12 protein-coding genes, 1 tRNA gene and 1 pseudogene are annotated in these 11,833 nt (G+C 65.9%); 5 read left to right on the forward strand and 9 right to left on the reverse strand.

The window, feature by feature from the left end; translation table 11 throughout:
• The 6 genes and pseudogenes from ACPXB3_RS21955 to ACPXB3_RS21980 form a co-directional block, all read right to left on the reverse strand.
• Window positions 1-275 (reverse strand): annotated as a pseudogene (locus ACPXB3_RS21955) (hypothetical protein); the annotation flags it as partial.
• Between the two features lie 76 nt (window positions 276-351).
• Complete coding sequence (locus ACPXB3_RS21960) at window positions 352-1,548, reverse strand: adenosine deaminase family protein (protein WP_425729732.1); 1,197 nt, start codon at window positions 1,546-1,548, stop codon at window positions 352-354.
• On the reverse strand, window positions 1,545-2,249 hold the full coding sequence (deoD, locus tag ACPXB3_RS21965; protein ID WP_425729734.1) for a purine-nucleoside phosphorylase: 705 nt from the start codon (window positions 2,247-2,249) through the stop codon (window positions 1,545-1,547). The genes ACPXB3_RS21960 and deoD overlap by 4 nt, the downstream gene beginning before the upstream one ends.
• Before the next feature lie 59 nt (window positions 2,250-2,308).
• Complete coding sequence (locus ACPXB3_RS21970; RefSeq protein ID WP_425729736.1) at window positions 2,309-3,985, reverse strand: ABC transporter permease; 1,677 nt, start codon at window positions 3,983-3,985, stop codon at window positions 2,309-2,311.
• Window positions 3,982-4,815: an ABC transporter ATP-binding protein gene (locus ACPXB3_RS21975; protein ID WP_425729738.1), complete on the reverse strand. Its 834-nt coding sequence runs from the start codon at window positions 4,813-4,815 to the stop codon at window positions 3,982-3,984. The genes ACPXB3_RS21970 and ACPXB3_RS21975 overlap by 4 nt, the downstream gene beginning before the upstream one ends.
• A 73-nt stretch (window positions 4,816-4,888) precedes the next feature.
• Entirely contained in the window at window positions 4,889-5,941 is a 1,053-nt protein-coding gene (locus ACPXB3_RS21980; RefSeq protein WP_425706568.1) for an ABC transporter substrate-binding protein, read from the reverse strand.
• 171 nt (window positions 5,942-6,112) lie between these two features.
• Between ACPXB3_RS21980 and ACPXB3_RS21985 the strand changes: the two genes are divergently transcribed.
• Together ACPXB3_RS21985 and ACPXB3_RS21990 are read left to right on the forward strand one after the other, a co-directional pair.
• Window positions 6,113-7,129, forward strand: coding sequence for a LacI family DNA-binding transcriptional regulator (locus ACPXB3_RS21985; RefSeq protein ID WP_425706567.1), 1,017 nt, complete (start codon window positions 6,113-6,115; stop codon window positions 7,127-7,129).
• 90 nt (window positions 7,130-7,219) lie between these two features.
• Window positions 7,220-8,437, forward strand: a complete 1,218-nt coding sequence (locus tag ACPXB3_RS21990) for a HoxN/HupN/NixA family nickel/cobalt transporter (RefSeq protein WP_425706566.1) — start codon at window positions 7,220-7,222, stop codon at window positions 8,435-8,437.
• A 43-nt stretch (window positions 8,438-8,480) separates the two neighbouring features.
• On the opposite strand, the gene ACPXB3_RS21995 is transcribed toward ACPXB3_RS21990, so the two are convergent.
• The gene (locus tag ACPXB3_RS21995; protein ID WP_425706565.1) at window positions 8,481-8,765 is read right to left on the reverse strand and encodes a HigA family addiction module antitoxin; all 285 of its coding nucleotides are present in this window, start codon (window positions 8,763-8,765) and stop codon (window positions 8,481-8,483) included.
• Between the two features lie 19 nt (window positions 8,766-8,784).
• Complete coding sequence (locus ACPXB3_RS22000) at window positions 8,785-9,066, reverse strand: type II toxin-antitoxin system RelE/ParE family toxin (RefSeq protein ID WP_425706564.1); 282 nt, start codon at window positions 9,064-9,066, stop codon at window positions 8,785-8,787.
• Window positions 9,067-9,202: 136 nt separating this feature from the next.
• Between ACPXB3_RS22000 and ACPXB3_RS22005 the strand changes: the two genes are divergently transcribed.
• The 3 genes from ACPXB3_RS22005 (at window position 9,203) to cobF (ending at window position 10,985) form a co-directional block, all read left to right on the forward strand.
• Window positions 9,203-9,275: transfer RNA gene (locus ACPXB3_RS22005), tRNA-Arg, on the forward strand.
• 129 nt (window positions 9,276-9,404) lie between these two features.
• Window positions 9,405-10,223, forward strand: coding sequence for an SDR family oxidoreductase (locus tag ACPXB3_RS22010; RefSeq protein WP_425706563.1), 819 nt, complete (start codon window positions 9,405-9,407; stop codon window positions 10,221-10,223).
• A 3-nt stretch (window positions 10,224-10,226) separates the two neighbouring features.
• Window positions 10,227-10,985: a precorrin-6A synthase (deacetylating) gene (cobF, locus tag ACPXB3_RS22015; protein WP_425729740.1), complete on the forward strand. Its 759-nt coding sequence runs from the start codon at window positions 10,227-10,229 to the stop codon at window positions 10,983-10,985.
• Between the two features lie 21 nt (window positions 10,986-11,006).
• On the opposite strand, the gene ACPXB3_RS22020 is transcribed toward cobF, so the two are convergent.
• Window positions 11,007-11,750, reverse strand: a complete 744-nt coding sequence (locus ACPXB3_RS22020) for a 3'(2'),5'-bisphosphate nucleotidase CysQ (RefSeq protein ID WP_425706561.1) — start codon at window positions 11,748-11,750, stop codon at window positions 11,007-11,009.
• Between the last annotated feature and the right edge of the window lie 83 nt (window positions 11,751-11,833).

The raw sequence follows: 11,833 nt of genomic DNA on the forward strand, positions 1-11,833 counted from the left end.
ATCTGCCGGTCACCCTGAAACGTCAACCGGTTGATCGCCCGTTCATTGGCTGCCGCGACCTCCAACAGTGTCTCGTCCGAGCACGGCGACAGATCCGTCGAACCCATCTGATCAAGGAGCGCATGCAACAACGCCACCTGCTCATCCGGCGCAAGAGCCGGCAGATCGATCGTTGTCATTGTCACCCCCCAGTGAATGCGACCAAAGTGAATGCGATCAAACATCAGTTCGTCGCTGGTGCGTTCGAGTCTACGCCCGATCTGTCCGGTCGGCAACCATCGATCGAAGAAAGTTTCGGGATGGTGGTTGGTTCGGTACAGGCCGGGCGGAGAGCGCCCGGCCTGTCGACTTTTACGACGCCACCCGCGAGCCTGCGGCGAATGCGGCGATGTCGGTCTCGAATTCCGCTGCGAGCGCCCGCTTCTCGGGTCCGGAGAGGAAGGTCGCCTCGACTCCGGCGAGCGCGGCCGTGGTGAACTCCGGTAGTCCCCAGCCGAAGTGCTGCTCGATGCGCGAGAACTCGCGGGTGAGCGATGTCTTCGACATCAGCCGGTTGTCCGGGTTGAGTGTCAGCGTGAAGCCCAGTTCGCGGAGCAGGTCGACGGGGTGGTTCTCGATTCCGTCGAGGACCCCTCCCTTCGAGTTCGACGACACGCACACCTCGAGCGGTACCCGCCGATCGATCACCCATTGGGCGGTGCGGCCGAGCCCCAGGATGGCCTCGCCCTCGGCGCGTGCTTGTGCCACTGCCTTGACCGCGGTGCGCACGTTGAGTGGCCGGCCGTTGAGGGTGACGTCCTCGATGACGCGAACGCCGTGGCCGAGACGGACGGCGTGCGCGAGATGAACTGTCTCCCAGACACTGTGCGCACCATCGCGCTCCCCGGTGTGGATCGTGTAGGGAACGCCCGCACGGTCGAGCAGCGTCGTCGCATCGAGGTGGTGGCGGATCGGAAAGCCGTCCTCGGGGCCGGCGATGTCGTATCCGGCAACGGTCTCCAGCTCGCCGTAGACCGACGCCGCCAGTCGCGCGATCTCGAAACTCAGCGTCGACGACCGCATTCCGCACAGCAACTGGCGGGCCCGGATGTGCCCGCCGGCTGCGGCGACGTCGTCCTCGCCTTGCCGCAGCCCGGCTTCCACAGCCTCCACTGCGACTCGGAGCGGAAGTCCCCCGATGATGTGTTTCTCAGGCGCCCAGCGGGTTTCGCCGTAGACCACACCGTCGGCGGCGGCGTCGAGCACCCATTCGCGCGCCACCCGAGCGATGTTGTCCTCGGTTTGCATGACCGACGTGGTCAGGCCGAACTTCTCGTCCCAGTGATTCACCCGTGGTTCGGTGATCTCGCCCCTGAGCCACGAGGCCATGTCTTCCGGATCTTCGTAGGGCAGCGCGACTCCGGACGACGCCGCGAGCTCGACGAGTGTCTCGGGCTGCAGCGACCCGTCCAGATGATCGTGGAGGGTGACCTTCGGGAACGTGAGCCACGGCTCGTCGGCGTCGGCCCAGCGCGGAGATCCGGTGCGGCTGATGTCGGTGATACTCATGCGAACGCCGCCAATGCCAGCGACACCATGTCGGTGAACGTCGTCTCTCGTTCTTCTGCGGTCATGTCGCCGCTGCCTTCCTTTTTGTCGCTGACGGTGCCGAGCATCAGTGATTCGAATCCTTCCTTCTGCGCCACGGCATAGAGTCCGGCGGCTTCCATGTCCACGCCGAGCGTTCCGTACTCGGCCAGAGCGGGTGCGATGCTGCGATCGGTCTTGTAGAACTCATCGGTGGTGTACAGCGGGCCGACGTGGACGGTGCGGCCAGTTGATTCACCGTATTCCACTGCGCGACGCAGTAATCCGAAGCTCGGGGCGTGGCTCATCGAGACACCCGGGACCCAGTTCGCGGCCAACGCCGAGTTCGTGTGGGCGCTCGATGCGGCGATCACGTCACCGACGTCGATGTGGCGGGCCAGCGCTCCGATCGTCCCGACCCGGATGATCCGCTTGACCTCGTAATGCCGGGCGAGTTCGGTGGCGTAGATCGCGAGCGAGGGGATGCCCATCCCGGAGGCGAGTACCGAGACCGGTCGGCCCTCGAACGTTCCGGTGTAGCCGAGGATTCCGCGGACCTCGGTGACCAACCGTGGCTCGTCGAAGAATGCTTCGGCGATTCGTTTGGCGCGGCGCGGATCACCGGGCATGAGTACGTCCGCCGCGAAATCGCCCTTTTCGGCGCCGATATGAGGAGTAGGCACAGATTGCTTCCTTTGCAACAGTGAGTGATTGACAAAATTTCGGTCTTGCGGCGGGGCGCTCAGGCGAGTTGCGCAGGTGCGTAGCGCCGGAGTACCGCGCGTTCGGCCCAGGTGACGATTGCATAGAAGATCAGCGAGACGACGGTGAGTACGGCGGCCGCGGCCCACAGCTGGGTGTACTCCGAATGCGCCCGGGCCGACACGATCGTGTGACCGAGTCCGTCACCGGTGGCCAGCCATTCGGCGAGCGTCGCCGCCAGGATGGCCGTCGGAGCGGCGATTCGGGCGGAGGCGAACAGCGATGGAAGTGCATAGGGCAGTTGGAGTCTCCACAGTGAGGTCCATACCGACGAGTCGTAGCTGCGCATGAGTACCGCAGCATCGGCGGGAACCTGCCCAAGGGCGGTCTGGGTGTTGGCCAGGGTCGGGAAGAACGTGACGATGGCGGTGATGGCCACGACCCCGGGCAGATCCCGGCCCAGCGCCAGGATGAGTAGTGGTATCAACACGATGATCGGCACCGACCGTAGAGCGACAGCAAGGGGAGTGAGAACTCGTGCCACGACGGGAAAGGTGACGAAGGCGACTGCCATGAGCACCCCGATGACGAGGCCTGCGATGTAGCCGACGCCGGCATGCAACAGCGTGGTACCCAGGGCGCCGATCAATTCCGACCGGTTGTCGGCGGCCTCGGGGGAGTCGGACAGGAACTCGTAGACGTCCTGTGGACCCTTGCCGACAAACGGTGAGAGGTCGAAGACCTTCAGATATGCCCACCAGGCGAAGACGATGACGACCAGTGATGCGACGGTGAACACCACTCCGGTCACCGTCCGCCGCAGCAGCGAGTGTGGGGCACGAGGTTGTGCCGGCGCGGTGGAAATGGTCGACGACCACGGTGCCACCCAGCGGCGCAGAGCGCCGAGGAGCGCGTAAGGGATGGCTGCCAGCGCGGTCACCAACACGGCGACCGACCACACACGCGCGAGGTCCAGGGACATCAGTCCGTTGATGAGGAGAACACCCAAACCCGTTTTGGCGCCGATGAACTCGCTGAAGATTGCGCCCAGAGCGGCTGCGGCCGCACCGATCTGGAGGCCGGTGATGATGGCAGGGATCCCCGACGGGATTCGGATGAGAGCCAGTTTGCTCAGTGAACCGCCACCCCATGCGGTGACCATCGTCAACGGCCCCCCATCGGCCGATCGCAAGCCGAGCATCGTGCCGACCAGCGTCGTGAAGAAGACGGCCAGCGCGGCCAGGGTGACCTTCGCGGTGTCCGGGGTGAAGGTCAGCTGCAGGATCGGATTCACCGCGACGAGCGGCAGACAGAAGATGGTCAGTGCCAGTCGCAGGAAGATCGACTCGAATGCGGGGAACTGGACGAAGACGATGGCGACGAGAATGGCGAGGACGTTGCCGATGAACCAGCCGCGCACGGCAATCCACGCCGTCGCGGTGAAGTTGCGCCAGTACAGATCGGAATCGGAGATCAGACTCTCGATGATGGCACTCGGCGCGGCGATGACCCCGCGGTCCGACAGCCAGAGATCGGCCGCGACCTCCCAGATGACCAGCATCGCGATGCTGACGAGCAGCGTCGTCAGCCATCCCCGGAGCTTGCCCCGGCGAGCGTCGCGCCGCAGACGTTCTCGCTCACCCGACACCGCGGCGGCGCGCGCCGCCGAGCGGTCGGAGCCCAGTGTTCTGGTGGACATACCGAGGGACACACTCATTCACGCACCCCCGTGGTGCCGGCGCCGGCCATCTCGCCGTCGGTGACCAGATCGTTCTCGTCGTCGTCCATTCCCGAATGCAGCAGCGCGGACAACTCATCACACACCTGGTGGAATTCGGGGGTGGACAACAACTCCCGGGTGCGCGGGCGCGGGAAGTCGATGACCTTCTCGCTGACGATGCGGCCCGGCCGCGGAGACATGACGACCACCCGGTCGGCAAGGAAGGCCGCCTCGGAAATGGAGTGCGTCACCAGCAGGGCGGTCGCGCTGGTCGCCGACCACAACTTCTGCAGTTCCTCGTTCATCCGCTGCCGGGTGATCTCGTCCAGCGCGCCGAACGGCTCGTCGAGCAACAGGATCTCCGGTTCGGTGACGATGGCCCGTGCGATCGCCACGCGCTGTCGCATGCCGCCGGAGAGCTGAGCCGGCCGTCCGTCGGCGAATCCCGAGAGACCCACCATGTCGATGAGTTCGTCGACCCGCTGCCGAGACACCTTCTGCCGCATGACGACACCGGGTAGCCGGATGTTGTTGCGTACGGTGCGCCAGGGCAGCAGGGACGGATCCTGTAGGGCGAGGCCGAACCGGTGCGCTTTGCGGATCGCTCGTGGACTCTCACCGTGAATGGTCACCTCGCCGGCCGAGTGGGATTCCAGGTCGGCGAGGATCCGCAGGATGGTCGACTTGCCGCAGCCCGACGGCCCCAGCAATGCGGTGAACGATCCGCGTGGCACGGCGAGTGAGACGTCGTCGAGGGCGAGCACGTCGCGTTTGCTCGACGAGTACACCTTGGTGACGTTGGAGAGTGTGAAGCCTGATCCGTTCACGAATTTCCTCCGATGAATGTGGGGGACTGCGGCGGTGGGGCCGGCGCCGGGAATGGCCGGCCCCACTCGGCCACTACGAGACCGTGTTGCGTCCCTGGTAGATGTCGTGCAGCAATGAGGTGTCGAACAGTGACTTGCTGACGCCCTTGACCCCGAGTTCGGTCAGCGTCGACACGTTGTGGTTGATGCCGTCGTCGGAAACCCAAAGCAGTCCATGGGCTTTCGTGTCCGGCGTGACCAGTAGGTCCAACTGGCGCTGTGCTTGCTTGGTCTGCTCCTCGACGGTCAGACCGCCGTTCTTGGCGTATTCGTTGACCGTCACCTCCGCGGCTTCGGCCGGGTTCTGGACATACGCTTGCCATCCTTGGATCTCGCCCTTGAGGAATCCTTCGATCGACTTCCGCGACGCGGCGTCCTGCAGGGTCGACCGGCGGACCGCGTAGACCTGCGCGTAGACATCGAATCCGTAGTCGGCGGCCAGCATCGTGACCGGAGTCTTACCGGTCTTCTCCTGATAGGCGACGGGCTGCTCGGCGTAGAAGGACCAGAGGCCGTCGACCTCACCCGAGACGAGCGGGGCGATGTCGAAACTCACGGGCACGCTGGTGACCGAGGATTCCGGGATGTGATTGTGTGCGAGCACTGCACTTTGTGAGGCCTCGTCGTTGGAGGGCACGCCGATCTTCTTGCCCGCCATGTCGGCAGGGGTACGAATCGGCTTGTCCGGCGTCGAGAGCACAGCGAGCGGGTTCTTCTGGAAACCGGCCGCGATGATCACCAGGTCGGCGCCCTGCGCGTTTGCTCGCGCGACGGTGTCGGCATTGCCCATCGCGATGTCGGCCTGGCCGGAGGCGAGAGCCGCCATCGAGTCGACCTCGGGTCCGCCGGGCAGGATGTCGACGTTGACGCCGTTGGCCTTGTAGAAGCCGTGCTTTTCGGCGAGGTAGCTGCCGCCGAACTGGACGAGCGGGATCCAGGACGTCTGCAGTTTGAGATTGCCGCTTGCCGCCGAATCACCGCTGTCGCCGCCCGATGAGCAGGCGGCCAATGACACTGCGGTCACCACACTGATCAGTGCGACGGCGACGCGTGTGGACAGGCGACGCGGGAGAAGAAAGCTGGCCATGGTTCTCCGTATCCAAATCGTTTTGCATGATGTTTGCGGGAACGCTACGTCGCCCCTGTTTCGCCACTATTTCGCGATGTTAACGGACCGTGAACCCCTGGTAGGGGCTCATTACCCTCATACAAACCGGTTTGCATACCGCAAACGGTCGGGGATGTTAGCCTCACGGCTGTGTCGGAATCCAAGCAGCGCCCCTGGACGATGCAGCAGATCGCCACGGCGGCCGGAGTGAGCGTCACGACCGTGTCGCATGCGCTGTCGGGCAAGCGGCCGGTGAGTCCATCCACTGCCATGCGCATCCGTCGGATCGTCGACGAGTTCGGCTATGCGCCCAATGCCAGTGGGCAACAACTGAAGACCGGGCGCACCCAGGTGATCGGGCTCGCCGTCCCGGACATCTCGCACTACTACTTCAGCCACATCGCCAAGGCGGTCGAAGAGGCTGCCGACGAGCTCGACTACGGTGTCATCACCGCAAGCACGTTCAATGCCGATCCACGGCGCGAGAAGCGCTGTTTCAACATGCTGCGGACCGGGTTGATCGATGGCCTGATCTACACCGCGTCGCGCGAGCGGGTACCCACCGACGAGCTCGCACGGGCTGCGTCGCGCTCGCATATCGTCCTGGCCGACGAGGCCATTCCGTCCCTCGGCGCCGTGCCCTCGGTGACCTCGGACGACCACCATGGCGGGCATTGTGTCGCAACGTATCTCGCGTCTCTGGGGCATAGCCGGGTGGTGATCATCAGCGGCTTCCCCGGCCTGGCCTCCCAAGTCGAACGTGTCCGGGGGATGCGGGAGGTGTTCCCGCACGCGTTGGTTCTCCACGGTGACTTCGAGATGTCCTCGGGGTATCGGCTGATCTCCGACCTACTCGCCCAGAATGCCGACTTCACCGCCGTACTCACCTGCAACGACCTGATGGCCGTCGGGGCGATCCGGCGTCTCGTGGAAGCCGGGCGCCGGATACCCGACGATGTCTCGGTGACCGGCTACGACGACATCGACATGGCCGAAGTCGTCACGCCGCCGTTGACGACGGTGCGGCAGAACACCTCTGAGATCGGCCGCCGCTCGGCCCGGATGCTGATCGACGCGTTGGACGCCGACCCGGACATGGCTCAGTCGTCGGTGCTGTTGCCCGCCGAGTTGGTGGTTCGTGCTTCCACTGCTCGACCGCGGAACTGAGGCACCACCGAGACCCGTCGGTGGATACACGTGCGTCCAGCCGCTTCATCTGTTGAGATGAACAGGTAATCGGATGAGGAGTTCGGCTGGATGGCAACGCAATACGCCCGAGAGGGACATATCGGACCTCGGTCGCTGCGGGATCGTGCGGCGCAGCTGCGTCGGTCCCTGACACGGGCGGAGTGGGGCAGCATCGGCGGCATGGTCGCGGTGATCGGCGCCCTGCACGTCATCGGGTGGGTCACCCTGGTCGTGTTCGTCGCACCACACGACTTCTCCGTCGGACAGAAGACCCTGGGGCTCGGCGTCGGGGTGACCGCCTACACCCTCGGGATGCGGCACGCCTTCGACGCCGACCACATCTCCGCGATCGACAACACCACCCGCAAACTGCTCGGCGACGGGCAGCGGCCGCTGACCGTGGGATTCTGGTTCTCCCTTGGGCATTCGTCCGTCGTGTTCGGCCTGGCCATTCTGCTCGCCTTCGGGATCCGCGCGTTGGCCGGCTCGGTCGATGACGATTCGTCGGCCCTGCATCACTACACGGGACTGATCGGCACGACGGTGTCGGGCGGATTCCTCTACCTCATCGCCGCGATCAACATCGTGATCCTGGTCGGCATCATCAAGGTGTTCCGGTCGATGCGTCACGGCGTCTACGACGAGGCCGAGCTCGAAAAGCAGTTGAACAACCGGGGTTTCATGAATCGGCTGCTCGGCCGGTTCATGAAGGCGATCACCCGGCCGTGGCAGATGTATCCGCTCGGCGTGCTCTTCGGCCTCGGCTTCGACACCGCCACCGAGGTCGCACTCCTCGTCCTCGCGGGCACCAGCGCCGCCGCCGGGCTGCCCTGGTACGCGATCCTGTGCCTGCCGGTCCTGTTCGCCGCCGGGATGAGCCTGTTCGACAGCATCGACGGCACCTTCATGAACTTCGCCTACGGATGGGCCTTCGCCAACCCCGTCCGCAAGGTCTACTACAACCTCACCATCACCGGCCTGTCGGTCGCGGTTGCCGTCATCATCGGCACCATCGAGATCCTCGGACTGCTCACCGACCAGTTCGGGTGGAGCGGACCGTTCTGGGACGACGTGTCGGGCATCGACCTCAACATCGTCGGATACGCCATCGTCGGCCTGTTCATCGTCACCTGGGTCGTCGCCGTGGTGGTGTGGCGGATCGGGCGCTTCGAGCAGCGGTGGGCGGTGGCTGCCGCGGTCGCCGACGGCTCTGCGGCGCGCAGCGACCAGGTTGATCCGGCGCCCGAGGACATTACTGCGGGTACGCCTCGCGCTCGTCGTGAGTGACCAACCTGGGATGGCGCAGCCCGATACTCCCTCCGGCAAGGATTCAACTTGCCAGTGGGGTGATGTCGGAGACGTCGGTCGTGGATCGGGTGACTTCGAGGTCATAGCGGAGTTGCATGTTCAGCCAAAAGCTTTCGGACTGTCCGAAGAGGCGCCCGAGCCTGATGGACGTGTCGGGGGTGATTGCGCGGCGGCCGTGGACGATCTCGTTGATGCGGCGCGGCGGCACGTGGATGAGCTCGGCGAGCTTGCGCTGCGAGAGGCCGTAGTCCGGGAGGTAGTCGGCGGCGAGTGTCTCGCCGGGGTGGATCGGGTCGAAGTCGGGCATCGGGTTCTCCTGTCTGCGGTTAGTGGTAGTCGGTGATTTCGACGTCGGCGGGGCCGGTCGGCGTCCAGATGAAGCACACGCGGTATTGATCGTTGATCCGGATGCTGTGTTGTCCGGCTCGGTTGCCGGCCAACGGCTCGAGTCGGTTGCCGGGCGGAGACGCGAGGTCTGAGAGGACCTGCGCAGCGTCGAGTGCTTGCAACTTGCGGTGAGCCATCCGGGTTACCTCTGGACCCAGGCGGCGAACAAACATGCGCGCCCAGACTCGCTGTGTGTCCTTGTTGGCGAAGGACTGGATCACGGACCGAGCGTAACGCGTAACGTTACACATATCAACGTTGGGCTCGAGGGCATTGCCCCACCCGGTGAACGCCCGCGTTAGACTCCCCGTGTCGGCCACGGGCCCGCCGGGTCGACAGGGTCGGTGCGCCGGCCGCGCCTCAGTAGCTCAGGGGATAGAGCATTCCTCTCCTAAAGGAAGGGTCGCAGGTTCGAATCCTGCCTGGGGCACGGTGACATCCTTGCGGTCCACCACCGGAATCCGTAAGACATTGCTCTCGGAAACCGCTTGCGATGTCGTACCGATTCCGTCGCCGACGGCCCGCACCGGCCCCTGCGCACTGCGCTACGGTGGCAGCCGTGGTCTCCCAGAAAGCTCAGACAGTTCTCGTCACCGGTGCGACCAGCGGAATCGGGGCCGAGGTGGCGCGACAGATGGCAGGCAAGGGGCATCGGGTGTTCGGCACCACCCGCAATCCCGCCACGGTCGCCGACCCGATCCCCGGTGTCACCTACGTGCGGCTCGACAACGCCGACTACGCCTCGGCCACCGCGTGCGCCGCGGAGGTCGGCGACGTCGACATCCTGATCAACAACGCGGGCGAATCGCAGGCGGGTGCCCTTGAGGACACGCCCATGAGCGCCATCGAGGACCTGTTCCGGGTCAACGTGTTCGGGCCGATCGCGCTCACCAAGGCGGTCCTGCCCGGCATGCGCGCCCGCCGGCACGGGACGGTGATCATGGTCGGGTCGATGCTGTCGAGCTTCCCGGTCGCGTTCCGCTCCGACTACGCGGCGACCAAGTCGGCGCTGAAGGCCTTCGCGCTGGCGGCTCGGCGCGAGGTGGCGCCTTACGGAATCCGGGTGATCAGCGTCGAACCGGGCACCATCGCCACCGGTATCGGCGATCGCCGCAGCATCCACATCGCCGACGGCTCGCCGTACGCAGAGGAGTTCGAGACACTCGCCGCGGCCACCCGCCGCAACGAGGAGTCGGGTATCGATGCCGCCACGATGGCCCGGGTGATCGTCGACGCGGCGCTCGCCGAACATCCGAAGCCGTTCTACGCCAAGGGAAACAGCGCCGAGATCGTCTTCGCGTTGCGTCGGTTGTTGCCACGCCAGATCATCCTCGACTTCACCGCGCGCAAACACGGCCTGCCCCGAATCAAGCTCTGAGCCATGCAGATCACCATCCGCGTCATCGGCATCGGTCCGGGCGATCCGCGACAGCTCACCCTGCAGGCGATCGAGGCGATGGCCGACGTCGACGTCTTTCTTGCCTTGGCCAAGGGGGAGACGAAGGACGGGCTCCTGCAAGCGCGTCGCGACATTCTCGAACGCCATGCACCACAAGGGTATTCGATGGTGGAGGTGCCCGATCCGCCGCGTGATCGGCACCCCGACGACTACGCCGCCGAGGTGCGGCGCTGGCACGCGGCGCGTGCCGAGCTGATCGCCCGCACCATCACCGAGCACGTGCCCGACGGTGGTATCGCGGCGTTCCTCGTCTGGGGTGATCCGGCGCTCTACGACTCGACCCTGCGCATCGTCGACGACCTCACCGCCCGCGGCGATCTGGACGTGGCGCTCGAGGTCATCGCCGGCGTCACCAGCGCGTCGGCGCTGACCGCCGCGCACGCGATCGTGGCCAACCGCGTCGGCGAACCCATCCACATCACCACCGGCCGCCGACTCGCCGACACCCCGCCCGGCGCCGACACCAACCAGATCGTCATGCTCGACGCCGACCTCGCCTTCCGCCACACCGCCGACGCCGACGACCACATCTGGTGGGGCGCCTACCTCGGCACCCGCGACGAGATCCTGATCAGCGGACGCGTCGGCGAGGTCGCCGACGACATCGCCGCCGCCCGCACCGAAGCGCGGGAACGGATCGGCTGGATCATGGACATCTACCTGCTCCGCAAGGCGCGGTAGCCCGCCACCACCGGTGAGTCCTCACCACCACACCTCGCCGACGACCTCGAGGATGCCCGCCGCGAGTTCGGGCCGGCAGATGACGAAGTCGGGCATGTACGGCTGCGGCTGGTTGTAGACGATGGGCGAGCCGTCGAGGCGGCTGCAGTGCAGCCCGGCGGCCAGGGCCACCCCGACCGGGGCGGCGTTGTCCCACTCGTATTGGCCGCCGGAATGCACGTAGGCGTCGACGTCACCGCGGACCACGGCCATCGCCTTGGCCCCCGCCGAACCGATCGGCGTCGGGCGCAGGTCCAGTCGCTGTGCCACCGCCGCGACCTCGTAGCTGGTGCCCCACCGCGAGGCCGCCATGCAACCCGATGGCTGCGCAGGCGGCGGCGTGACGGTGTCGGTGCGGAAGACCTCGCCCAGCGCGGGCAGTCCGACGGCCGCATCGGTGACGGCGCCGTTCTCGGTGAGTGCGACGTGCACGGCCCAGTGGTCGCTGCCCGCGGCGAACTCGCTGGTTCCGTCGAGCGGATCGATGATCCAGACCCGTTGCGCCGCAGTACGGTCGCCGACGTCGGCCGCCTCCTCGCTGAGCACGGCGTCATGCGGCCGGTGCCGGCGCAGCACCGACCCGATCCATGCCTGCGCGAGCGCATCGCCCGCGTCGCCCAACAGCCGACCGCCCAGCAGGTCGCCCGAACGGACCCCCAGCAGGATTTCTCCGGCCCCGGCCGCGATGCGCGCGGCCAGCTCGGCGTCGGAAAGGGCGGAACTCATCTGTTCACTAGTGTCCCGCGCCGTTAATTCGTTTTAGAAGTCTGCCGAGGGATTCGAGTATCTCTTCGGCGGTCTTGGTCCAC

Origin of the sequence: Gordonia sp. DT219 (assembly GCF_049847065.1) — a bacterium.
Taxonomy (GTDB): domain Bacteria; phylum Actinomycetota; class Actinomycetes; order Mycobacteriales; family Mycobacteriaceae; genus Gordonia.